The following is a 23762-nucleotide window of genomic DNA, read 5'->3' as shown; positions in this document are numbered from 1 at the left end:
TCACCGGTCCGGGACTAGCGCGGGATCGTGAGCGTGTTGCTGGTGCTCCCGCTGATGTTGGCCGGGTCGGCCGGGACGAAGGTGGCCGTGTAGGAGTGCTTGCCGCGCGGATTGGACCGCTTGGTCAGGTACGTCGCGATGCCCGCCCGCACCGGCACGGTGGCGATCAGGGTGCCGTTGTCCCGGATCTCGATCGTGCCCCGGGCCAGCTGCCCGTTGTTCACGTGCACCGTGGCCAGCAGCAGCGTGGGCAGCCCGAAGAAGCCGCCGGCGCCGACGAGCCGGGTGCTGGTGGTGGCCTGGTCGATGGTGACGTGGACCGGGGTGGAATCGGCGGCCGGCGCACCGCCGCCCCCGCTGTAGTGGGCCACGACATCCAGGGCCCCGGCCGGGGTCTTGGCCGGCAGCGTGAACGTCGCCGTGCCGTTGGTGACGGCGGCGGAGCCCAAGACGGTGTCGCCGGCGCGGAACTGGACCGTCCCGGTCACCGGGGTGACCGAGGAGGACACGGTCGCGGTCAGGGTGACCCGCTGGCCCGATCCGTAGACCTGGCTGGCCGGATTCGCGGTCAGGCTCACCGATGAGGTCGGCACCGCCGTGGTCGGGGAGACCAGCACGGCCACGGTGCGGGCCGGCACGGTGACCGCCCCGGTCGCCGCGTCCCAACTGGTGGTCTTGACCACCGGATCGGTGCCCTGGGCCTGGATGTCGGCCAGCGCGTAGTTCCGGCCGGCCAGCGCGGACACCGTCTGGGTGGTGCTGGTCGGGCTGGCGTTGTAGACGACCAGCACGCCGCTCAGGGCCGGATCGACGTCGGCCCCGACCGTGTCGTCGATGCTCATCACGATGACGCCGGGGGTGGCGTCCGGTCCGCTGCCCGGGAAGGTCAGCTTCTGCTTGATCAGCTCGGCATCGCCCAGCCGGAACAGCGGGGTCGAGGACCGCAGGCGCAGCAGGACGTCCGCCTGGTCGCTGGCCGTCGCGATGTCCGCGGGCGCCGGCTTGAGCGCGGGGTTGGCCAGCAACGGTCCCTGCACCGGCCACTCGCTGGAGTTGTCCCGCGCCGGCGGCAGACCGCGGCCGAAACCGTTGTCCTGGCCCGTCCAGTCGAGCGAGTTGAACCAGTCGCCCGAGTCGTAGCTGTTGTGGTCCAACGATTTACTGCGCAGCAGGTCGGTGCCCGCGTGCCAGAACGAGACGCCCTGGGCCAGCGTGACCGTGGCCAGCGACAGGGTGTTCATCCGCACCCGGTCGGCCATCGAGGTGGCCTCCGGGAGCTTGAGCGTGAGCATGTCGAACAGGGTGGCGTTGTCGTGGGCGTCGACGTAGTTGACGACCTCGTCGGGCTGGTCGGCGTACCCGGCCGGGGAGCCGTTGTAGTCGAGCTGATCACCCCTCAGGGTCTGCCCGCCGGCGGTCAGGAACGAGAAGCTGCGCAGGTTCCCGGCCAGCCCGAGCCGGACCAGGTCACTGTCCTTGGCCAGGATGGCAAGTTGCTGGTCGGCCGGGATGGTGCCCTTGCCGCTGGGGTCGGTGCCCAGACCGTTGCCGAAGCCCTGATCCTGCAGGGTGTCCGCGGACACCGGGGACCCGCCGTTGACGGCGTCGCGGAGCCGGTCGGTGAAGGTGCCGATGCCGGTGCCGCCGAGCTGGCCCTGGGTGGCCTGCTCGAACAGGGCGTTGTTGGCGACCTCGCCGAAGTTCCAGCCCTCGCCGTAGAGGTAGATCGCCTGGCCGTCGACGCCGTCCTTGGCCAGGGTCAGGGCGTCCAGCGCGGAGCGGATGGCCAGCATGTTGGCCTTGGACGCATGGCCCATCAGGTCGAAGCGGAATCCGTCCACCTTGTAGTCCTTGGCCCACAGCACCACCGAATCGACCATCAGCTTCTGCGCCATGGCGTGCTCGGTGGCCACGTTCTGGCAGCAGGTCGAGGTGTAGACGGTGCCGATCTTGTCCAGCCGCTGGTAGTAGCCGGGAACCACCTGGTCCAGCACCGATTTCGGGTCCTGGCCGCTGGCCGCGGTGTGGTTGAACACCTGGTCCAGCACGACCTGCAGCCCGTCCTGGTGCAGGGCGCCGACCATGCTGCGGAACTCGGCGACCCGGTCGCCGCCGTCGGCGTTGACCGCGTAGGAGCCGTCCGGGGTCGAGTAGTGCCACGGGTCGTAGCCCCAGTTGTAGCCGTCCGATCCGGCGGCCGCGCCGACGCAGGCCTGCTGCTGCGGCGAATCCGCGGGCAGCGACGGCAGATCGCACTGCGGGGTGCTCTGCTCGCTGCGCAGCTCGGGGATGCTGGCGATGTCGAAGCTGGGCAGCAGGTGCACGGTGTTCATGCCGGCTTGGGCCAGCTTGCGCAGGTGCTCGGTGCCGTCGCTGTCGTAGGTGAAGGCGCTGTAGGTGCCGCGGGCGGCCGCCGGGACGCTCTGGTCGTTGATGGAGAAGTCGCGAATGTGCAGCTCGTAGATGGCCCGGTCGACCGGGTTGGCCACGATCGGCGCCGGGGTGTCGGTCCACAGTTGCGGGCGGTAGGCGGGGTCGTTCAGGTCGATGGCCACCGAGTGGGTGGAGTTGACGGTCAGCGCCACCGAGTAGGGATCGGTCACCGTGTTGGTGACGACCTGCGCCAGGCTGGGCACGTAGACCTGGATCTGGAACAGGTACCGCACGTTCTTCCACGACGGATCGCCGGTCACCGACCAGGTGCCGTCGTCGTTGCGGGTGGCCGGCACGCTGACCCCGGTGGGGGCGCTGCCGTCGGTCGAACCGCTCAGTTGCACCGAGACCTGCTGCGCGGTCGGGGCCCACACGGTGAGGGTGGGGGTGCCGCCGGCCCAGGAGACGCCGAGCGTGCGCTGCCCGGCGGCGGTGGCGTACAGGTCGTCCAGCACGCCGGGCAGCTGGACCCCGGTGAGGGCGGCGGCGGTGCCGTCGGCCCGGAACTGGGCCACCATCAGCTGCTCACGCACCAGGGCGTCGATCGCGCCGGCGTCCAGCCCGGTCGGGCGCAACGCCAGGTAGCCGGCCAGCTCGGGATGCGCGGCCAGCTGGGCCGCGCTGAGCCCGGCCGGGTCGAGCGTCAGATCGACGCTGGTGCCGCCGGTCACGACGCCGTCCTGCGCGGTGATCCCGGCGGTCGGTGAGTGATAGAGCTTCCACGACTCCTCGGTCACCGCGGCGCCGTTGAGCAGCAACGACTTCGGCCAGGCCAGCGTCTGCCGGTCCACCCAGAACGCCTGCTGCTGGCCGGTTCCCGGCAGCGGCGGATCGTTCGCGACGATGGTCAGGACATGGGTCGCCAGCACGTAGCTGAAGGTGACCTGCTTACCCGAGGTGGTGCTGAAGGAGTAGTTCGCGCCGCCGGGAGCCCCGTCCACGCCGTAGTTCTCGTCCCAGGACAGGCCGTGCGCGACCTTCGCCTCGTACGAGCCGGTGGGGATCGCGGAGGTGGCGTAGGTGTAGACGCCGTCGCCGTCGGGGTCGGTCAGCCAGGACACCATGCAGTCGGGGGACCAGTCGCCGGGGCAGCCCAGTTCGCTCTGGAAGCTGCCCGGGACGGTGATGATCGGGCCGTCGGCCGACGTGCCGAACACGTGGGTGACCGGGTTGTAGTAGAAGGTCACCGCGGTGTCGGCGGCCAGCGTGAGCGCGGCGTTGGCCCCGCCGGGAACGCCGCCCTGGCCGTAGTTCTCGTCCCAGGAGCCACCGACGGCGATCTTGTACTCGTAGCTGCCGGCCGGGATGGTGAAGGTGGCCGAGTAGATGCCGTCGTTGGCCCGCTTGCTCAGCTGCGCGGCCTGGCAATCGGGCTGCCAGTCACCCGGGCAGCCGATCTCGGAGTTGAACGACCCGGCGGCGGTCACCACCAGATCGGCGGCGGCCGCGGTGGCCGGCGGCACGGCGATGATCCCCATCGCGGCCAGTATTGCCGTCAGCAGCGCGGTCAGCATCCGCCGCGGCCGTGTTCGGTGCCGCCGATGCCCTCGGACATGGACCCCGCCAGACGCTTCCATCAGATCTCCTCCACACCGAGTCGGCCCGCACGTGCGGATCGAAAGCTAGCAGTGCCTTGCAGTGGCTGCAAGAGTTTGCGAAACGTCCGGGTAGTCGACGTAGCGAGTACAGATGGACGATTTGTCCGCTTTAGATTGGGCGAGACGTGATTGAGAGGGCTTGCACTGCATGGAAGGGATTGCTACCTTCAGATCCGAAAACCGCCCGAGGCGAGGGGCTCGATGAACAGGTCCTACCGCAAGCCGCCCTTCTGGGACGGCCTGAACGTGATCGAACAGGGACTGCTGACTCGAGCGGCCGCCGAAGGCGTGCTGCACGAGATCGGCGCGCCCGGCCCGCTGCGGGCGGGGCCGGAACTCGATGCGATCCTGACCGCCGTGTGGCGCCTGCTGGGCGACGATCTCATCTGCCTGTACCGGGTCGCCGACGGCTACCCGGATGTGAAGCGGACCGAGATCGATGAGGTGCTGCGCGCGTGCCGGTCGGGCCATGCCGACCGCCCGGCGATCGGCATGTACCTGACTCCCAAGGGTGAGGACCTGGTGGGCGGGGCGTTGTCCAACCTGATCACCGACCAGCCATTCGAGCTGGACCACCGTCGCAGCGGGTGAGCGGCCGGGGGAGCACCCCGGCTCTCCGACGAGGAGCCGAGCCCGGCACCGGTCAGTGGGTCGCGCGTCCCGGCCGGGTCGGCGCGGCGTCGGTGGAGCTGCGCACCACCAGCTCCGGCTGGAAGAGCACCTCGGTGCGCGGGCCGGGCCGGCCCTCGATGTCCCGGACCAGCGACTGCACGGCCGCGCCGGCCAGAGCATCCACCGGCTGCTTGATGGTGGTCAGCGGCGGACCGGTGAACGCCATGACGGGGGAGCCGTCGTAGCCGATCACCGAGATGTCCTGCGGCACGCGGAGTCCGAGCCGTCGGGCGCCGCGGATCACGCCCAGCGCGGTGAAGTCGGACGCGGCGAGGATGCCGGTGCACCCGCGACCGATCAGGTCCGTCGCGGCGACCCGGCCGGCCTCGACCGAGTAGTCGCCGATGTGGACCTCGGCCTTGGCCTGCGGGTTGTGCCGCCGCATCGCGCGCTGGAAGCCGGCGAGTTTGCGGGCCGACGGCGTGTACCGGGTGGAGCCGGTCGTGATGCCGATGTGCCGGTGGCCCAACGCCAGCAGGTGGCGCACGGCCAGATCCATGCCGGCGGCGTCGTCGTCGGCCACGAAGGTCGCGTCGAAATCGGGGATCAGGCCGTTGATGAAGGCCAACGGCACGCCCTGCTCGCGCAGTTCGGCGTAGTGCGAAGTGTCGGCCAGCGCATCGGAATGGATGCCGGAGAGGAACATGATGCCGGCGACACCGTTGTCCTGCAGCAACTGGATCGACGCCGTCTCGCCGGGCGCCCCCAGGTGCCGGGTCGAGAGCAGCGCGTTGTAGCCGAAGGGCGGCAGGGCCCGCTCGATGGCCTGCGCGAAGACCGGGAAGATCGGATTGCCCAGTTCGGCGATCACCACGCCGATCAGGCCGACCCGGCGGGCCTGCAGGGTGGTCGGCCGGGCATAGCCGAGGAGCTCGGCCGCATCCAGCACCCGGCGCCGGGTCTGCGCGTTCACGCCCGGACGTTCGTTGAGCACCCGGGACGCGGTGGCCGGGCTGACCCCGGCGTGCGCGGCGATCTCGCTCAGGGTGACGCTCACGGTTGCGCACCACCCTCGGTCCGCGGCGCCGGTCCGGTCGACTCACGAACGATCAGCTCGGCCTCGAACAGCAATTCCTGCCGAGGCTGCGGGGTGCGCTCGATCTCCTCCAGCAGGTAGCGAACGGCTGCGGTGGCGATGATGTCGGTCGACTGCAGCAACGTGGTCAACGGCGGGTCGGTGAACGCGGTGATCGGCGAACCGCCGAAGCCGACGACCGAGACATCCGCCGGCACCTCCAATCCCAGGCTGCGGACGCCCCGGATCGCCCCCAGGGCAAGGAAATCCGAGGCGGCGACGATCCCGGTGCACCCGCGGCCGACCAGGTCGACGGCGGCCGCCGCGCCGCTCTCGACGGTGAACTCGCCGATCGATACCGGCGCCTGCTCGGCCTGCCACCGGCTCGCGGCCTGGGTGAAGCCGGCGATCTTGCGTTCCGACGGGGTGAACCGGGCCGGGCCGGTGGCCAGCCCGATGCGGCGATGCCCCAACGAGATCAGGTGGCGCACGGCCGCTTCGGCGGCCGCCTCGTCGTCGTCGGCCACGAAGCTGGCGTCGAAGCCGGGCATGAGCCCGTTGATGAAAGCCAGCGGCACCCCGCCGCGGCGCAGTTCTCGGTAGTGGCCGTGGTCGGCGGTGGTGTCCGCGTGATAGCCGGAGACGAAAATGATGCCGGCCACGCCGTGTTCGCGGAGCAACTCGATGGAGGCCTTCTCGGCCGGCATGCCCAGCTGGCGGGAGGCGATCAAAGCGCCGAAGCCGGCCGCGCGCAGGGCGCGGTCGATGTCCTGGGCGAACAGCGCGAAGATCGGATTCTCCAGCTCGGCGATCACCACGCCGACCAGGCCGGCCCGCTGCGGACGCAGATTGGTGGGCCGCTCGAAGCCGAGGATGTCGACCGCGGTCAGCACGTTCTTGCGGGTCGCGGCGGCGACTCCCGGCCGCCCGTTGAGAACGCGTGACGCGGTCGCCGGACTCACCCCGGCCATCGCCGCGATGTCGTTGAGGCGGGAGACCACACGGGCAATCTACCCGAACGACCTGTCGTGAACCGTTCCGAACCGTGCAAGTCCTCCCGATCAACCGATCGAGCCGAACGATCACTGGCGAGGAGGTGAGCGTCGCTGCGGGCGGGAAGCCCTTGTCCGCCAAGGGCAGACACCGGAACCCTCGTCCCGTCGTAGTGCCAAAGGCAGCCACCGAGCGCAACGATTTCCGGCAGTCCGGGCGGCCCGCCGGGTCACCATGGCCTCCGCCCGATCTCGCCGGCGCCGGCGGTCAGCTCCGGATGGTGCCCGCGTAGCTGCCGCCGCGCAGGACGGCGGCGTCGGCGGTCAGGGTGGCGCTGACCCGGCCGTCGCGGATGGAGATCTCGGCGTCGATCTGCCCGCCGGGCGCGGTGCGGCCCCGGTAGACCGGGTGCCGGTCACCGGTTCGCCGCCGATGGTGCCCACGAACGTGCCGGTGGAGCGGAACACGTCGGCGTAGGTGCCGGGGGGAGCGGCCTGGGCCTGGTCGCAGGAGGCGTCGACCAGCGCGGTGGTCACGCCGTCGGCGGTGCCGACGATGCCGGCGTCCGGGGTCGGATCGGCCGGGCCGGGGAAGACGATGGTCCCGGTGACGGTCAGCCAGCAACCCCGGCCGGGGGCCGGCTCGAAGCTGATGCCGGTGGCCGTCGTGCCGAAGGAGCCGGACACGGCCTGCCGGAGCACCGGCTCGGCGGCCTGGGCTGGCGTCGCGACGACACCGCAGGCCAGCGCGGCGGCGATCGAAAGGGTCACGCGGAGTGGGGGAGACACCATGGGGGCGCAGTTCCCCCACGGAGCGTGGATCAACCCGTCATCGGATCGGTGACGGCCGTCAGCAACGCCTCCAGCGGCGCCGGGAGCGCCGAGGGGGGCAGCGCCTCGACGATGGCCCGCCCGTAGTGGGACTTGCGGCCGCTCATCGTGCCCAGAAACCGGCGCACCTGCCGCTCGGGGGCCCGGTCCCGCTGGTCGGGTTGGCGCCGGAACGTGTCCAGGGCGCGTCCGTCACCGTTGGCCCGGATGACCTGTTCGACCCCGGCGATGCCGGCCGCCCGGATCAACTCGGCCTCCAGATCCTCGACGCAGGCGAAGAAGTCGTGCGCGGCCAGCGCGCGGCGGACCGGGCCCGGCCCGTCGGCCACCCGCAACGCGCGACGAAAGTAGGTCTCCTCGGCGACGTCGTACAGGCCGGCCACCCGGACCTCGAGCCGGTCCGGTCCCAGCAGGTCGACGTAGTGGGCGATGTTGGTGGCCCCGCCCATCGGGACCACGCAGACCCGCTCGGCCCGCAGGTCCAGGCGCCGCCGCTCGGCCGCCGCGGTCACCGCCTGCGCGTCGCTGACCCCCTCGACGAGCACGACGCACCGCAGGCCGGCGTCGCGGGCCAGCGTGCGGACGGCATCGAGGTCGGTGTCGGCGGGGTGCATCGCGGCGGCCGTCAACGCCGTCCGCAGGCCACCCCATCCCGATACCGCGCTCACCCCCTACCCCTCTTTCACCACGGCGTACCAGATCCGCTCGGCCACCGCGGCCAGCCGCTCCCCGGCCTCCAGCAGCCGCCGGTACAGCTCACGCCGGGCCACCACCTGGCGCAGGTCCTCGTCGGACAACAGCTCCTGCATGGCCCGCCGGTACACCTTCTCCATGCGCCGCTCGGCGGCCAGCGCCGCGTCGGCCTCGGTGGTGGCCACGTCGTTCTTGCCGGTCAGCTGGGCGAAGGCGGCGCGGATGTGGGTCATGCCCTCGAGCAGGTCGGCGGCCAGTTCGGCGGCCCGCTCGTCCGGCTCGACGGCCAGCACCTCGGCCTCGCGGACGATGTTCTTGGCCGCGTTGAGCACGTCGTCCAGCAGCTCGGACAGGCTGTAGAGGTCCTCCTGGTCGATCGGTGTGCTGAACGCCTGCCGCAACTGGGCCTGCAGGGTCCGGCGGATCCCGTCCGCCTCGTGTTCGGTGGCCCGGACCACCGGCCCCTGGTCGGCGGCGCCGCCGGCCCAGGCGGCGAAGGCGGTCAGGCCCCGCACGGTCACGTCGGCCTGGGTGGCCAGCGTGCCCAGCACGTCCGGGGTCTCCGGCAGGAACCAGTGCAGCCTCATCGCCACGCTCCCTCCACCCACGCGATCGCCGCGCCCAACACCGCGCAACCGGGCAGCGTGACGATCCAGGCCAGCAGAATCTCCCGGACCACCCGCCAGCGGACGTGTCGCTTGCGCCGCGCGGCACCCACGCCGACCACCGACGAGGCCACCACGTGCGTCGTGCTGACCGGCGCGCCCAACGCGGCCGCGCCGCCGATCACCAGGGTGCTCGCTCCCTGGCTGGCCAGCCCGTCCAGGGGTCGGATCCGGTAGATGCCCCGGCCGACGGTGCGCACGATGCGCCACCCGCCCAGCGCCGTGCCCAGCGTCATCGCCACCGCGCAGGCGACCTTGACCCAGGTCGGCACCACGAACGCCGGCAGCGCACCCGCCGCGACCAGGGCCAGCGTGATCAGGCCCATGGTCTTCTGCGCGTCGTTGGTCCCGTGCGCGAACGCCAGCGCCGCCGACGTGAACCACTGCCCGGCCTTGAGCGGCCCGGTCACCCGGCGATCGGCCCGGCGCAGCGCCCGCCGGGCCGAGGCGTCCATCGCCCACCCGGCAAACCCGCCGATCAGCGGGGACGCGGCCAGCGCGACCAGGACCCCGAGCACCCCGACCGGCCGCCAGCCGTCGAAGCCGCCCCAGTTCACCGCGGCCACCCCCGCGGTCGCCATGCCCGCCCCGACCAGGCCGCCGACCAGCGCGTGCGAGGACGACGAGGGCAGCCCGAACCACCAGGTCAGCAGGTTCCAGCCGACCGCCGCGAGCAGCGCGGCGACCAGGATCTGCAGCACGTCACCGGTGTCGATCTCGACCAGCCCGCCGACGGTGTCGGCGACCGCGGTGCCGGCGATGATCGGCCCGAGCACGGTGAAGACCGTGGTGACGGTCAGCGCCTGGCCGGGGGTCATCGCCCGGGTCGCGACCGGGGCGGCCAGCGAGTTCGACGAGTCGTGGAAGCCGTTGGTCAGGTCGAAGGCCAGCGCGAGAGCCACCACGACCGCCAGCGACCAGACCTCCATGGCGTTCATCGTGCGCGCGGTGGGCGGCGCCGGCTGGGTGGTTTCGGTGGTTTGTGACGATCCGCGGGCTCGGCGGGAATCGATGGCCTCGTCTACTCGGAGGCGCGTCGGGTCAAGATCAGATGGATGACGCCGGACGGCGACGGAGTCACCTCGATGGCGAAACGCTCCTCGAGGCCCTCAAGGCCGTCCCAGAGCCGCTCGCCCCGGCCCAGAATGATCGGCACGACGACGATGTGCAGGTGGTCGATCAGGTCGGCCTCGAGGAACTGGCGCACCGTGCTGACCCCGCCGCCGATCCGGACGTCCAGGCCGCCGGCCAGGGCCCGGGCCTGCGCCAGCGCGGCGACCGGGTCGGCGTCGACGAAATGGAACGTGGTCCCGCCGGCCATCTCCAGCGGCGGCCGCGGATGGTGGGTCAGCACGATGACCGGGGTGTGAAAGACCGGGTCGTCACCCCACCAGCCCTTCCACTCCTCGTCCGCCCAGGGCCCGCGGATCGGGCCGAACTTGTTGCGCCCCATGATCTCCACACCGATGCCCGGAGCCCATTGGCTGGCAAACGCCTCGTCGACGCCGCGAGATCCCGCCGTCGTTCCGTGCAGCCCCATCTCGCGGAACGTGCGCGTCTCGAACGCCCACTCCATCAACCGGCTGCCCGCATGCCCGAACGGAGCGTCGAGTTGCTGACCTTCGCCGGTGCCGAAACCGTCCAGCGACACCGAGAAGTTGTGGACTCTGACCAGGGACATGTCATCTCCTGACGTCGTGGCTGTCGCCACACCTTAGGACGGTCGGCCTTGCCTTCTCGGCTCCACGGCACTCTCGTCTTGTCCGTCCAGCGTGTCGGGTCCCGCGACAGGCTGATGCTGGAGTGGCGCCCTCGACGGTGGTGAGCTGCCCGATGGCCGGGCCGTCCGGCACACACCGGGGCACCATCTACCGCACGGTCACCATGACCTCACGACGCGCGTCGTCGACGGACGTGACTTGCAGGGTCTGGCCGTACCCGGGCAACGGGATGGTCTGACCCACGACGGCCGGGTGCCACGAGGTGACCGCGGCGCGGAGGGCGTTTTGACACCGGGCCGACCCGAATCCGACGCGGTGAACTACGAGCCCGCCGGAGGCGGGCAGGTCCGCCGCTCCTCCCGGCGGTGCGGCAATGCCACGGTCGAAGCCCTCCGGCCTGCGGTACTCCACCCAGATCTGGGCGTTGTCCATGGGCCGTCGAGGGAGTTCTCCGACGGTGATGGCGATGCGCCTTCCGTCCCCGATCGGCGGGGCGCCGGCGTTGCACGACAGCGGGTAGGACAGGCCGACCGCGTCGGCCAGGTCCGCCACCTGGAAGTGGGTGACGTTGCGGCCGTAGTCCAACCACCCGGCCACGAAGAGGTAGGGGGCAATCAGGCCGGGCCCGACCATGCCGTGCTGGAACCGACCGGGCCAGGCGAGCGTGGGGCTCTCCCAGGTGCGGGCAACCCCCGGTCGACCCATCATGCAGAACGGGTCGGCGTAGTCGTCGAGGGTGTACCGGTCGGCGTGCGAGCAGACGCCGAACGTGTGGGTCATCTCATGGCAGGCCAGCTGCGGGGCGACGTCCTGCGCACCCACAAACCGGTTGTTCTGCCCGGCCGCCGTCCCGGCCGTGGAGACACCGTCGTCGGGCATCCACATCACGTGGTCGAACTGGTCCAACGGCACCCCTTGGGCCTTGGCCAGCCTGGTGTAGTCGGCGTCCTCGGTCCCCGCCTTCGCCGATTGCTGCTTTTGCTGAAAGGTCATCAGGGGCAGCGGGCCGAAAACCTGCCACTCCACCAGCAGCCGGCCGCCGCTCATCGTCCGGAAGAACGCGGCCACCCCTTCCGGTTCGAAGAACATCCGGTCGAACCAGTCCATCGGCATCGTCAGGCGCGGTGTGACCGGCGAGAACGTCAACAGGCAGACCGCCCACGACTTCACGATGGTGCGGTCGCGCTGCGCCAGCAGCGCGCGCAGCGAGTACTCCGGGGTGCCATGTTCGGCCGCGATCGCCCGCAGGCTCCAGTCCCGTTGTCCCGGGCGGACCAGGGTGGAGTTGACCAGCGCGGCGTCCATCAGCGCAGCATCGTCAGGACGGGCACCAGCGCCTTGCCCTGGTGCAACACGGCCAGCGCCTTTCCCACGAGCGACCCGGTTGCCCGGTCGGCGTCCGCGCACATCGCGTGACCCGGGGTGGGCGACGCGGTGAGCAGGTCGCCGCGGCGCACCGCCCCTCGGTCGGCGTCGACCCAGCACATCACCTTGCCCACCAGGGCCACCGGCATCCGGCGCCCGCCTCCGCCGGTGTCCAGCACCATTCCGGGACGGAAACCTGGTGCGCCGGAGACGATCCCGATCACGGCTGTCTCGTAGGGCTGGTCCGCGGGCTCGAGTCCGCCGCCCTCCCCGAGCCTGACCACCATCCCGGGGAGCACCGTCGCACCCTCTTCCACGTCGAACTCTTCGGCGACATCGGCGCCGAGCGGGCGTACGTCCCCGCCGACGTACAGGTTCCCGGACACCGAGACCCGGCCGTCGAACATGCCCGCCCAGCCGCCGCCGGTGTTGCCACCGAACAGGCCCGCGTTGTTGATGCTGCGGCTGACGCCGAACACCGCGTGGAACGCCTCGCTCTCACCGACCACGCCCGCGTTGTCCCGGCTCGAGCCGAACACGCCCTGGTACGTCTCGCTGGTACCGACGACACCACGGCGGCCTCGGCCGACGACACCGTCCCCCCGTTGGCTGCTTCCCTCGATGCCCACTCCTGACGTGCTCTGGCCCACGACGCCCGTGTTCGAGCCGCTCGTGCCGTGGACGCCGAAACCCGACGAACTCTCCCCGATGGTGCCCGTCGAACTGGTGCTGACCCCGTGCACCCCGTACAGCGTCTTGCTCTGCCCGAGGACGCCGGTATTCGTGTCACTTTCGCCGTAGACCCCATGCCAGCCGGGGCTGCGGCCGTACACCCCCGACGCCCCGCCCCGGGATTCCCCCCAGACGCCGGTGTACCGCTCGCTGATCCCGAGGATGGCCGTCTCGTTGTCGCCGGACACCAGGTTCTCGAAGGTTCCCATCGAGTCATCCGTCCCTTCGCGGCTATGCGGCAAAGTCTGCGATCAATGGTCCTCGGCTCGTCAAGGGTGCGCCATCGCCCGTCAACCCGCCGAGGCCGGAGTCACGCGCGATGGCTCTCCGCGGACTGTTCAGAAGGCGACGGTGCCACTACTCGGCCTCGCCCGCCCCGCGGCCTTCGGCACCGGATATGGGGCTCGCAACTTGCGAGCATGGCGAAGCAAGGAACCCGTCACGACCCCGTCGCCGCCCGTCCCGACGGCGATGCCCTGTGCTGTGCGCGTCGCTCTTCACCGGCTGGGCTCCGCGCTTCTTGGAGGCCGGCGCCAGCGTTTTGCAGGAACCAGTCGTCTGTGGTCGCACCGGGCATCCTGACCGAAGCGCAGCCGGAGAGGTCAGTGGGCGATGACCGCCGATCGGGCGAGTCGATCGCAGCGAATCAGAAGAATGGGATTGACCGGACATATCGCCTACGGGAGAGTGTAGTTCCCTATCCCTTCTCCACGGACTCGGCGGGCGAGACGCGATGCGGCAGATCCTGGTGGTGGCGAACCAGACGCTCGGCGGCGAACGGCTCAAGGAGGTGGTTCGCGAACGGATCGGCCAAGGACCCTGCACTTTCACTCTGGTGGTCCCGGTCGTACTAGCCTCGATCTTTCTTCCGGTGGTCGGGCGGCCTCGTAGCCGTTCCTCATGATCATTTTTGTCCTCCTCTGTTGATCATGGGTTGGCTGCTGAACCCGTGGTCGCCTGGGTGGGCGCCGGGTTCCACTGCCCGGTTCGGGTCCTTGGTCGGAGATGGTGGTCGGGTCGGTGGGTCAGGTCAGTTGCGGCAGGTTCCGCAGCCGGGCCAGGCCGTGCAGGAGGAGGTCGCGGTGGGGTGCGTGCGCGGACAGGCGGAGCCAGGTACGGCGGGCTTTGCGGCCGATCCGGGCGGCGACGCTGAACAGTCGGTGCCGCAGCTTCTTGGGCTCCCAGGTCCGCGCCGGGGTGCCGGTGAAGGCGAGCATCTGCATCCATGCGGTCAGTTCGGTGGCCAGTTGCACGACCGCGATCCACACTTGATTCTGGGCAAAGTCGTTGAGGGGCAGGTTGTTCAGGCCGGTGTCCTTCGAGTTGCGGATCCGGTCCTCGCAGCGGGCGCGGCGCCGATGCCGCAGTTCCAGATCCGCGAGCTGTCCGCCTTTGGTGTTCGTGGCGAACGCGGTGAGCCGGTTGCCGTTCGAGTCGGTGAACTTCAGCTGGGCACCGGGATGGGGTCGTTCGGCGCGGACGATGACCCGCATGTCCTTGGGCCAGCCCTTGAGCTTGAGGACCCCGGTCAGTTCGGCCACCCAGGCCCCGTCCCGGGGCTCCTGGTCGGCGTTGTACGCGGGTGTCCACGCCGCCTCCGGCAGGGCGTCGACCTTGGCGGTGATGTCGGTGGTCAGGGTGAACCCGACCGAGTACTGGACCCGTTGCCGGGCCATCCAGTCCACGAACTCGTGGGTTCCGCCGGCCCCGTCGGTGCGGACCAGCACACCGCGGCCGGGCCGTCGGTCCGCCGTGGTGCAGGGCAGTTGCGCGAGCGCGGCCTTGACCACGCTGATGTGGTCGGCTGCGGTGTTGGAGCCGGCGTTGCCCGGCCTCAGCAGCATCGCCAGGGGTTCACCGGTGCCGTCCGGGCCGTGGTCGGCCCACGCGCCGATCGGGTGGAACCCGAAGCCCTTCTTGAATGTTGCTGCTGCCAGCTGCTTTTCGGAGTGCGCGGTGACCAGGGTGGCGTCCACGTCGACGACCAGCGGCGCCTTCGCCGACCGGTCATGGTTCGGTGCGGCGGGTCCGGCCAGCTTCCACGCCCGGGCGCGGGCTGCCGCCCGCGCGGTGTCGATCGCCTTCAGCGCTGCCGTCGCGTCCGAGGCGAGGGTGTCGATCAGCCGGGACACAGTCGGGTCGGACGCCACATGACCGAACACGGCGGGCTCGGCCCGCAGTTGGGCGATGTCGGCCAGGCAGTCACCGCCGATCGCCAGCGAGATCGCCAGGTCGAGCAGGATCTTGCCCGGGTCGTGCACCGCCATCGGCTTGCGCCACGGCCTCAACGCCGCCGACAACCCACGACCCAAACCGACCCTGTCCGCGGCCAAGGCCAGCAGCACCGACCCGCCGTGGGACACCACCCGCTTGCCGGTGGCATCGACTCGGAGCGACGGGTACAGCCCGGTAGACTTCCGCATCGGAAAGGTGCTCCTGGTTCTGGTTCGATTGGTCCCTCAGCAAGACCTATCTTCCCAGGTCAGAGCACCTTTCCTCATGATCAACACTCTGCCGATCAGAATTACGATGAAAGCGGCAGGCTAGACGCGGGCGATGTCATCGGGAAAGTCGGTGCGGTCGAGGCTGCTGCTGACATTGGGGCGCATTGGGGGCTGCCCTCCACGACCTACGAATCGGCCCGCATCCAGGCCGTTCATCGCTTGAGTGCCGGCATCCAGGCCCTATCGGAGTTGGGTGCCTCGGTAGACGGCGACATCGGCGTGCAGGACCCGGTCAAGGCTGTCGGCCACTGCCTTGCCGCCGGGACCTACGAGGAGATCATCGTCTCGACGCTCCCGAAGACCGTGTCCCGCTGGTTGCTCCAGGACGTTCCGCATCGCATCCAGCGCAAGTTCAAGATTCCGGTCACCACGGTCACCGCTCGCGAGGGGTTCACCACCTAACCGACCGCGCGCCGCCGTTCGTCACGCATGAACCATCGTCGTTTGCCGCCAGCAGTACTCCGCTCACGAGGCGATATGCGGTCAGAAGATCCTCCGTCGCCAATCAGACGGCACCCTTCCGGCTGGTCATCACCACGACGCGGCCCATGCCCAGGATCACGCCGAAGGCGACCCTGCGACGTAGGTGCCAATCCGCAGTGACCCGGATGAAGTGAATCGGACCTGCGACGAGGACAAGATCAACTGGGGCGGCGCTTCTGGCTGCTTGAGTGTGAATGTTGTTCGAAGCACGAGCCAGCTCTGCTCATCTCGCAAAGGTGAAGGCACCTTCTGCACACTCGACGGCCGGGACCGCTGTCACCTGTGCCAAACGCCCTGGCCCGATGTTCGAATCAGGGCCTATTAACTGCGTTGACAAAACTGGGATCGAACCAGTGACCAAGCCTGATCTTGATACTGGCCTCTACCTCGGTGTTCATGGCGCTGACCTGCTGATACAGTCAACAGTAGCGCGGGACAGGCGCGGACACAAGAGGACATCGGTAGACTCTGATCCGACACGTATCCGACACGATCGGGAGCATTAGTGGCCAAGAAACGGGGCTTCGGGCAGATCCTTCGGCTCCCCTCGAAGCGGTATCGCGCCCGGTACACCGGCCCGGATACTCAGCTACACAACGCCCCATCCACCTTCGAGACCCGGGAAGACGCCGAGGCATGGCTCACCGATGAACGCCGGTTGATCGCCGCCGGGACCTGGGCGCCGCCCGCGCACCGGACCAAGACGATCGAGCACCGGACCTTTGGCGACTACGCCACTGACTGGCTCACCGCCCGACCGATCAAGCCGCGGACCCGATCCCATTACGCCATGCTGCTGGACAAGTTGATCCTGCCCGGATTCGAGTCCTCACCACTCAAGACGATTACCCCCGATCAGGTCCGGGCTTGGCACACCCGACTCGGTGACTCGACTCCTACCCTGCGAGCGCACGCCTACAGCCTGCTGCGGGCGATCCTCACGGACGCTGTCCACGACGGAATCATCCCGGCCAACCCGGCGCACATCCGGGGCGCCGGCAACGCCAAGCGCGTCCACAAGATCAAACCCGCATCGCTGGCGGAGTTGGGTGTCCTCGTCGGTGCGATGCCGGACGCGAAGTACCAGTTGATGACCCTGTTGGCTGCTTGGTGCGGGCTCCGATTCGGCGAACTCACGGAGCTTCGGCGATCCGACATAGACGCGAAGAACGGCGTGATCCACGTGCGCCGCGGTGTCGTCCGCACCGACGGCGAGGTGATCGTGGGCACCCCGAAGTCTGCTGCTGGACACAGGGACGTCAACATCCCGCCGCATCTGCTGCCCGCGGTCCGCGACTACCTCAAGGCCAACGTGAACGGTCGCGACGGACTCCTATTCCCCGCCGCCGATGGTGTTTCTCACCTTGCCCCATCAAGCCTGTACCGGGTGTTCTACCCCGCGCGGAAGAAGGCCGGACGCCCGGACCTGCGCTGGCACGACCTGCGGCACACTGGCGCAGTTCTCGCCGCAGCGACCGGCGCCAGCCTGGCCGAACTCATGGGTCGACTCGGACATTCAACACCCGGTGCGGCCCTCAGATACCAACATGCCGCGCAGGGCCGGGATGCTGAGATCGCCCGCAGGCTAAGCCAACTCGTAGAGGTGAATTGATGACACGCAAGGCAGACCGCACAGTGCAGCCGATCACGCTCGGCCGTGGTGGCGTCCCGGTGGATGAGTTCCCGCAGCGGTGGGCAGAGGCGGTACAGCGGCAGCTAGATGCCGAGCGGGCAGCCGCCGAAGCTTCGCGTCCATATGAACATGATCTTGAGACGTCGACAGGTGATCCCCGGCTTGTACCGGGCCTGTCAATTAACGGCCTTCTGTCGATCCGGACGCAAACGGAGGCGAACCAGGGCGACCCGCAGGTCAAGATAGGCCGTGTTCTGTGCGGTTGCATTGGACATCAATCCAGCGTGTCTGATCGGGTTCTGGCACAGATCTGGGCCAGTGACCGGCGTCATCGCCAAGAAGTACCGATGTTCTATCTCGCCCTCCAGAGGGTAGGTGACCTTGACCAACGTCCGGTCGTCATGAACGTCCAGCAGGAGTTACTGACCGATCAAGAGATGCAGATGGACTGCGTGGGTCTGCCCCGAGTTCAGTTGACACCTGACCTCTGAGGTTTCGGCCTCAGACGGAAGGATGTCTTTCGTGGCTAAGCCCTATCCCAAGGAGTTCCGCGACGACGTCGTGGCCGTGGCCCGCAAGGGCCAGGCGACGCTGACGCAGATCGCGAAGGACTTCGGCATCTCCGAAGGCTCGCTCGCGAACTGGATGAAGCAGGCCGACATCAAGGACGGTCGCCGTCCCGGTCTCACCGACGTCGACCGTGCTGAGCTTCGCGAGTTGAAGAAGCGCAACCGCCTCCTCGAGCAGGAGAACGAGGTCCTGCGTAGGGCAGCGGCCTACCTGTCGCAGGCGAACCTGCCGGGAAAATAGTCTTCCCGCTCGTCCGAGAGATGGCTGCGACCGGCGCCCCGATCAGGGTGCCGGTCGCGGTGACGTTGCGGGTGCTCGGCCTTTCGCGGGCCGGGTACTACAAGTGGCTCAGCGACCCCGTATGCCAGCGGGACTACGACGACGCCCACCTCATCGACAAGCTCTACGACCTCCATGGCGACGATGCGACGTTGGGCTACAGGTTCCTCACCGACGAACTCGAAGACGAGCACGGCATCCAGGTCGGGGAGAACCGGGTGCACCGCCTGTGCCGCATCGCCGGCATCACTGCCAGCCACCACAAGAAGCGCTCCAAGACCGGCTCGACCGGCCCCGCGCCACACGACGACCTCCTCGCGGTCGTCGACGAGCACGGCGTCGTACGTCACGAGTTCCTCGCCGACGCCCCGAACAAGGTGTGGCTGTGGGACATTTCCGAGCACCCCACCCGCGAAGGCAAGCTCTACATCTGCGCGATCAAGGACGTGTGGTCGAACAAGATCGTGGGCTACTCCATCGACTCCCGGATGAAGTCGTCCCTGGCGCGGGCCGCGATGCGCAACGCGATCGCGCTCCGCAGCCCGGCCGGGACAGTCTGTCACTCCGACCGAGGCGGTCAGTTTCGTGCCAAGCGGACCCAGCGGCTGCTGGCGAACAACGACCTGGTGGGGTCGATGGGCCGCTCCCACGGCGCCGGCGACAACGCCAGCATGGAGAGCTTCTTTTCCCTGCTGCAGAAGAACGTCCTGAACACCCGCCGTTGGGACACCCGCGACGACCTCCGCCTCGCGATCGTCACCTGGATCGAAACCAAGTACAACCGACGACGCCGCCAGCGGGCCCTCGGCAAGCTCACCCCGGTCGAGTTTGAGATGATCTACAAGGCCGCAGAAGCGGCCTGACTACTGCAAACCCCGAGTGTCAACCAGACCGGGGGCAGACCCCGGCTCCCATGGGAGACAAACAGCGCAAGGCAGGGCACTGAGGAAGTTCGCCGATCGTGCCTGGATTCGATACATGAATGGCGCGACGAAGGTTCAGGACTTCAGGCTTCCTGGACGATGACCTGCTGCACTGCTGTCACGTTGTGTCCGCGCTGGTGTACAGTAGACCCATTAGAGCGGTCAGGCTTGGGCCTGAACAGGGTTTCATAGAATCCCTGCTGGGAAGCAACACTCCGCCCCGGGAAGCACAAGAAAGGGCTTCCTGTGGCGCGCCATCTGGTAACTATCGCTGCCGCCGCCGAGTTCGCAGCGGTCAACCCGCGGACAATTCGGCGGCGCATCTCTGACGGCACCATCACTGCCTACAGGGTTGGGCCGCGGATCTTGCGAGTCGACCTGAACGAGGTCGAAAACAAGCTACTCCGGCCGATCGCCACCGGTGGTGGTCATGCAGCCTGACCGAGATGACAAAGGCCGCCCCGGCATGTGGGCGGCCTCGTCAAACAACAACCTGCTGGGCGGCGGGTCTGCGTCCGATTCTATCAACCCGGATCAGCTTGTGGACGATCACCGACAACTGGTCGGCTCCATCATCTGCGCCCCTGCCGACGTTCGGGATCGACTGTTCCGGGTCCTCGCCCCAGATGATCTGGACACTCCGGTTGCGGCCGATGCGCTCGAAATCCTCCGGTCTCTCCATGCCGACGGAGTGACCCATCGCGCCGACCTCTGCGAGCAGTTCGCCGACCGGGTAGCTGATCGCCGGCGCAACCATTGCCCGGGGGATCGACTGACGGCGCAGTATCCGGGCGGGCCGAAGGTCTGGTTGGCCACCGCGTTCAGAGACGCAATACCGCTCGGAGAGCACGGCGCGATGGTGCTGGCGCTTCAGTACAGCGGGACCGGTCATCGCCGGGCCGTCGCCCACGCAGCGGATGTGCTGGCCCGCGCAGCTCGGGATCCGCACCTGGATCAAGACGACGTTGACGCCGCCGCAGAGCACCTCCTGCCGCTGATCTCGCCGGTGGTGTCCGGATGACCAAGAACTATTGGAACGCGGCCGAATTGCTCGCGACCGTTCTGCCGATCCCGAAGTGGGCGGTCTCCGGGGTCATTGCCGAGGGCGTCACCCTGCTCGCCGGCCCGCCCAAGGTCGGCAAGTCGTGGTTGGCCCTGAACCTCGCGGTGGATGTCGCGTCGGACCTCGGAGTCGCCCTCGGCGGCATCGACGTCCAGCAGGGGGATGTTCTGTACCTGGCGTTGGAGGACACGGCCCGTCGCCTCCAGGGCCGGTTGCGGAAGGTGCTGGGTGAGCATCCGGCGCCCGAGAACCTGCACATCGCAACCGAATGGCCGGGCCTCCAGGACGGAGGTGCGGATCAGCTCGATCGGTGGCTCCGCGATCATCCAGCAGCTCGCCTGGTCGTGGTTGACGTGCTCGCGAAGATCCGTGGAATCAGCTCCGCGAACGGCAACCAGTACGCCGAGGACTACGCGGTCATGAACCAGTTGAAGATGGTCGCGGACAAGCACGGCGTAGCAGTCCTGGTGGTCACGCACGTCCGGAAGATGGCCTCCGCCGACTTCCTTGAGCAGGTCTCCGGAACCAACGGCATCGCGGGTGCGGCCGACTGCACCATCGTCCTGAGCCGAACCCGCGGTGAGGTTCACGGCGAGCTGGACATCACCGGCCGCGATGTAGAAGAGACCAAGTACGCCATGATCTGGCGTCCTGATGCCGGGCGGTGGGATCTCGACGGCAATGGTCTGGCTGAAGCGCAGGCCGCCGCCAGACGAGCCGAGATCACGATCGGCCTCGGAGATCGCTCCACGGAGATCATCGACTTCATCGCCCAGCACCCGGATGGCGTCCGGGCTGCTGCGGTGGCCGACCACCTGGCGATCGACCAGGACAAGGTCCGGCCCTACCTCCAGCGGCTGGAGAAGTCCGGTCGCATCTTGAAGCCGAGCACGGGCCTCTACACCCCAGTTACGGGTGTTACGACTGTTACGGCGGGGGACAACGACGCAGGTCAGGGCCCTAGGCTAGGCGTAACACCCGCTGACGTAGGTGTTACGCCCACTGTTACGGCGCCGCCGCCGGTATCCGCAGGTCACAGCCTCGGCGTAACACCCGTAACACCCGTAACCGGGGTACTGAAGGCCTGCGGTCACGGCCCGCTCTCCGCCAACGGCAAGTGCGGCATCTGCATCGCAGACCGGATCTCGGCACAGCGGACCGCGTCATGACCCCCGCCGAACTGATCCGCGCCTCAGCGTGCGGCCCTCGGTGCCTGCTCGCCGCGACCACCGCCAAGCGCTGCACCTGTCAGTGCCAAGGCCACCACCACGGCCTCCTCCTTCATGTCCACCTCGATGCCCTGATCGACGCCCGCCGGGCCGGGATCCACCACCTCAGCGACGTGGAGATCGTCGCCAGCACCTACCTGGAGATGTCATGAGCCGTCCCCTGTCAGCAACCGAGCACAGCCCGCACTGCACCCAACCCGGGTTCGAATGGCAGGCACCCATCCTCGACGGACTGCCCCAGCGTGGCCGGTGCCGCGGGTGCGGTGCCGTGGCCATCCACCGCGGAAGTCAGGAGCCGTCTCGGCGGATCCGCACCCGTGGGGGTGACGCGGCATGAGCAAGCAGTCCGCGCGCAATGCCGGCATCGCTATGGGGCGATCCCTGGCGGTGCTGGCGGTGAACGAATCCGACCCGGAGACGTTCACCCGCAGGATCCAGGCCGCCCTGCGGCTGGTTCCGAAGGATCAACAGGTCCTTGCTCTTGACGCAGCACTTGTGGAACTGGCAACCAAGCTGGGCCAAGCGGTCGGTTCGATCGACCTGTTCGCCCCCGGGTTTCGGGTCGAATTCCGAGACGGCATGAATGACGGCCTGATCGACTCTTTGGGGCTGAAATGATCCGTCAATTCACAGAATTCATCCACGGCGATCAGGTCATCATCCCGGCTCGGTACGCGTACTGGCTCAAGCGGAGCTGCCTCGACTCGATCCGGCCCAAGGTTCGGGGGGCGGACCCTCAGTTGGATCAGATCCTCCAGGCGATCAGCTACGCCGGATTGCGCTGGGCCGAGTCCGGGAGCGGAACTAGCGTTGCACCACAAGCGGAACCGATGCAACAGTCAAGTGAGACGGTCAGCACCGCAACCGCCGCAAGCATTCTCGGCATCAGTGATCGCGCAGTCCGCAAGGCGATCGCCGAAGGTCGATTGGAAGCAACACAAGTCGATGGTCGGTACCGCATCAACCGCAACGATGTCGAGCGGGCCCGGGCCAACCGGGCCGCGTGAAGGAGAGCGAAGTGGCACGACAGAAGGACAACCCGACGCTGGACGCGATCAAGACCCTGCTCGCTGCGGGCAAGCGGTCTGATGTCCGGGCGCTGCTGGCCAAGGAAGACGAGGATGCCGCACGCGCCTACAAGGCGATCGAAGGCAACGACACCCTGAGCGACATCGGACGCCGCCGCCAACTCGCCAGCTCCTACCTCGGTCGGCGGGATCGCGTTGAGCGTGAACTCCAGCGTCTTGCGGACACCTGCGCCCAGCAGGATCGTAGCGACGCCAGCAGTGTCCTGGGCGTCTACGGGCTCAAGGGTGACCCCGCCAGCCTGGCCATCTCCATGCGCGACGCCACCGACCGGGTGGCCGAGATCAACAATGCTGGCGAGCTGAACGACCTACTGCGCCGCGCAGACCGAACCGGAGACGAAGTGCTTGCCCGAGCCATCGCCGCCCGCGCCTTGGACATCCAGGAACCCGCCCCCCTCCACCAGTTTCTGGCTACCCGCCCCCAGCTCGACAGTGCGGTGGAACGCCTGTGGAACGCCAACCGGGCCGACACCGAATCGTTCGACTTGGAGATGCAGCTCGCCGCTCTGCGCCCCGCCGAACTGCTCGGCGCCTCACTACACGAGCTTGAGCGTGCCGCTGAGGCCACCGAACCCCAGCCCGCGCAACCGACAGAGCCAACAGCCAACCCGTACAGCTTCACCTACAACTCCGGCCCGATTGGCTGAGCCGCCGTGCCGTTCGCCAGCAGCAGCATCCGCGCCCGCGCCCGACGCCGTGTCGCCCAACGCGTTCGGGCCGGCGAGGGCTGCGTGTTCTGCGGGCGACCGATCGAGTTGTCGATCAAGTACCCGGACCCGATGGCCTTCGTGGTGTTTTGCTTCTGACTTCGTGTCAGAGATCGGCGTGTTGATCAGCCAACATCCGACGACTCCTTCGACCCGTCTCGGAGGATCCGAAGATGACCCAACCCGATCGTGGCAAGGACCGTGCCGGCCGGCGCACCAAGCGGTTCCTGACGCCCTCGGAGAAGTACGAGATCTGGCTGCAACTGGTCCGGCAGGAGGTGACGATCGCCGAGGCCGCCGAGCAGCAGCAGGTCGACCGATCAACGATCATGCGGATACGCACCGTCGCCAAGGAGGGTGCGTTGGCCGCGCTCGCTGCGTCCAAGCCCGGCGTCGCGGCGGCGCAGCGGGACTACGAGATGGAGGCCGCGAAAGCCGAGATCGCCCGGCTGTCCGAGGCGGTCAAGCAGATGGCGGTCAAGCTCACCCTGGTCGAGGGAAAAGGCGGCTGGGCCTAGATGGCCGGGTCCCGCGCCGCGTCGAGGCGGCCATCAAGGATCAGCTGC

The 23762-nt window shown here is 68.6% G+C and carries 24 protein-coding genes; 13 read left to right on the top strand and 11 right to left on the bottom strand.

Translation table 11 applies throughout. The features are described 5' to 3' along the window. Positions 1-14: 14 nt before the first annotated feature. On the bottom strand, positions 15-4010 hold the full coding sequence (gene pulA / locus NAMU_RS17390; protein ID WP_015748692.1) for a pullulanase-type alpha-1,6-glucosidase: 3996 nt from the start codon (positions 4008-4010) through the stop codon (positions 15-17). Positions 4011-4232: 222 nt separating this feature from the next. On the opposite strand from pulA, the gene NAMU_RS17385 reads away from it, so the two are divergent. Then, positions 4233-4622, top strand: coding sequence for a hypothetical protein (locus tag NAMU_RS17385; protein WP_015748691.1), 390 nt, complete (start codon positions 4233-4235; stop codon positions 4620-4622). A 52-nt stretch (positions 4623-4674) separates the two neighbouring features. Here the strand turns inward: NAMU_RS17385 and NAMU_RS17380 are convergent, their stop codons facing one another. The 10 genes from NAMU_RS17380 to NAMU_RS17335 form a co-directional block, all read right to left on the bottom strand. Further along, positions 4675-5700 (bottom strand): LacI family DNA-binding transcriptional regulator, encoded by a 1026-nt coding sequence (locus NAMU_RS17380; protein ID WP_015748690.1) that lies wholly within the window; start codon positions 5698-5700, stop codon positions 4675-4677. After that, positions 5697-6719, bottom strand: coding sequence for a LacI family DNA-binding transcriptional regulator (locus NAMU_RS17375; protein WP_015748689.1), 1023 nt, complete (start codon positions 6717-6719; stop codon positions 5697-5699). Before NAMU_RS17375 ends, NAMU_RS17380 begins: the two co-directional genes overlap by 4 nt. Before the next feature lie 315 nt (positions 6720-7034). Beyond that, positions 7035-7481: a hypothetical protein gene (locus NAMU_RS17370; RefSeq protein ID WP_041369090.1), complete on the bottom strand. Its 447-nt coding sequence runs from the start codon at positions 7479-7481 to the stop codon at positions 7035-7037. A 50-nt stretch (positions 7482-7531) separates the two neighbouring features. After that, positions 7532-8209: a TOPRIM nucleotidyl transferase/hydrolase domain-containing protein gene (locus NAMU_RS17365; RefSeq protein WP_015748687.1), complete on the bottom strand. Its 678-nt coding sequence runs from the start codon at positions 8207-8209 to the stop codon at positions 7532-7534. A 3-nt stretch (positions 8210-8212) separates the two neighbouring features. Next, the gene (locus tag NAMU_RS17360) at positions 8213-8821 is read right to left on the bottom strand and encodes a DUF47 domain-containing protein (protein WP_015748686.1); all 609 of its coding nucleotides are present in this window, start codon (positions 8819-8821) and stop codon (positions 8213-8215) included. Beyond that, the gene (locus NAMU_RS17355; RefSeq protein WP_015748685.1) at positions 8818-9837 is read right to left on the bottom strand and encodes an inorganic phosphate transporter; all 1020 of its coding nucleotides are present in this window, start codon (positions 9835-9837) and stop codon (positions 8818-8820) included. The genes NAMU_RS17360 and NAMU_RS17355 overlap by 4 nt, the downstream gene beginning before the upstream one ends. 83 nt (positions 9838-9920) lie before the next feature. Next, positions 9921-10580, bottom strand: a complete 660-nt coding sequence (locus NAMU_RS17350) for a dihydrofolate reductase family protein (RefSeq protein WP_015748684.1) — start codon at positions 10578-10580, stop codon at positions 9921-9923. A gap of 187 nt (positions 10581-10767) precedes the next feature. Continuing rightward, on the bottom strand, positions 10768-11925 hold the full coding sequence (locus NAMU_RS17345) for a metallopeptidase domain-containing protein (RefSeq protein ID WP_015748683.1): 1158 nt from the start codon (positions 11923-11925) through the stop codon (positions 10768-10770). Further along, complete coding sequence (locus NAMU_RS27570; RefSeq protein WP_015748682.1) at positions 11925-12926, bottom strand: hypothetical protein; 1002 nt, start codon at positions 12924-12926, stop codon at positions 11925-11927. Before NAMU_RS27570 ends, NAMU_RS17345 begins: the two co-directional genes overlap by 1 nt. Positions 12927-13742: 816 nt before the next feature. Further along, positions 13743-15140, bottom strand: coding sequence for an IS1380-like element ISNml2 family transposase (locus tag NAMU_RS17335; protein WP_012814030.1), 1398 nt, complete (start codon positions 15138-15140; stop codon positions 13743-13745). A 240-nt stretch (positions 15141-15380) separates the two neighbouring features. Between NAMU_RS17335 and NAMU_RS17330 the strand changes: the two genes are divergently transcribed. The 12 genes from NAMU_RS17330 (at position 15381) to NAMU_RS17275 (ending at position 23714) form a co-directional block, all read left to right on the top strand. Beyond that, entirely contained in the window at positions 15381-15623 is a 243-nt protein-coding gene (locus NAMU_RS17330; protein ID WP_015748680.1) for a hypothetical protein, read from the top strand. Positions 15624-16209: 586 nt separating this feature from the next. Then, on the top strand, positions 16210-17316 hold the full coding sequence (locus NAMU_RS17325) for a tyrosine-type recombinase/integrase (protein ID WP_015748679.1): 1107 nt from the start codon (positions 16210-16212) through the stop codon (positions 17314-17316). Beyond that, a complete protein-coding gene (locus tag NAMU_RS29430) occupies positions 17316-17828 on the top strand; it encodes a hypothetical protein (RefSeq protein WP_138180297.1) in 513 nt (170 codons plus the stop codon). Before NAMU_RS17325 ends, NAMU_RS29430 begins: the two co-directional genes overlap by 1 nt. A gap of 31 nt (positions 17829-17859) precedes the next feature. Further along, a protein-coding gene (locus tag NAMU_RS17315; protein WP_086008611.1) for an IS3 family transposase occupies positions 17860-19049 on the top strand; the annotation gives its coding sequence in 2 pieces (ribosomal slippage) (positions 17860-18138 and positions 18141-19049; 1188 coding nt in all). A gap of 481 nt (positions 19050-19530) precedes the next feature. Continuing rightward, on the top strand, positions 19531-20130 hold the full coding sequence (locus NAMU_RS29425) for a hypothetical protein (protein ID WP_169312514.1): 600 nt from the start codon (positions 19531-19533) through the stop codon (positions 20128-20130). After that, positions 20127-21341: an AAA family ATPase gene (locus tag NAMU_RS17300; RefSeq protein ID WP_015748676.1), complete on the top strand. Its 1215-nt coding sequence runs from the start codon at positions 20127-20129 to the stop codon at positions 21339-21341. The genes NAMU_RS29425 and NAMU_RS17300 overlap by 4 nt, the downstream gene beginning before the upstream one ends. After that, complete coding sequence (locus NAMU_RS17295) at positions 21338-21553, top strand: hypothetical protein (protein WP_015748675.1); 216 nt, start codon at positions 21338-21340, stop codon at positions 21551-21553. The genes NAMU_RS17300 and NAMU_RS17295 overlap by 4 nt, the downstream gene beginning before the upstream one ends. Positions 21554-21734: 181 nt before the next feature. Next, the gene (locus NAMU_RS17290) at positions 21735-22019 is read left to right on the top strand and encodes a hypothetical protein (RefSeq protein ID WP_015748674.1); all 285 of its coding nucleotides are present in this window, start codon (positions 21735-21737) and stop codon (positions 22017-22019) included. Then, positions 22016-22408, top strand: a complete 393-nt coding sequence (locus NAMU_RS17285) for an excisionase family DNA-binding protein (protein WP_015748673.1) — start codon at positions 22016-22018, stop codon at positions 22406-22408. Before NAMU_RS17290 ends, NAMU_RS17285 begins: the two co-directional genes overlap by 4 nt. 11 nt (positions 22409-22419) lie before the next feature. Further along, the gene (locus NAMU_RS17280; protein ID WP_015748672.1) at positions 22420-23136 is read left to right on the top strand and encodes a hypothetical protein; all 717 of its coding nucleotides are present in this window, start codon (positions 22420-22422) and stop codon (positions 23134-23136) included. A gap of 6 nt (positions 23137-23142) precedes the next feature. Then, complete coding sequence (locus NAMU_RS30060; RefSeq protein ID WP_015748671.1) at positions 23143-23295, top strand: hypothetical protein; 153 nt, start codon at positions 23143-23145, stop codon at positions 23293-23295. A gap of 74 nt (positions 23296-23369) precedes the next feature. Then, on the top strand, positions 23370-23714 hold the full coding sequence (locus NAMU_RS17275; protein ID WP_015747797.1) for a hypothetical protein: 345 nt from the start codon (positions 23370-23372) through the stop codon (positions 23712-23714). Positions 23715-23762: the final 48 nt, after the last annotated feature.

This window comes from Nakamurella multipartita DSM 44233 (genome assembly GCF_000024365.1).
Lineage (GTDB): Bacteria > Actinomycetota > Actinomycetes > Mycobacteriales > Nakamurellaceae > Nakamurella > Nakamurella multipartita.
The sequence above is the reverse complement of the archived record's forward strand: the minus strand, read 5'-3'. Positions and strand labels throughout refer to the sequence as shown.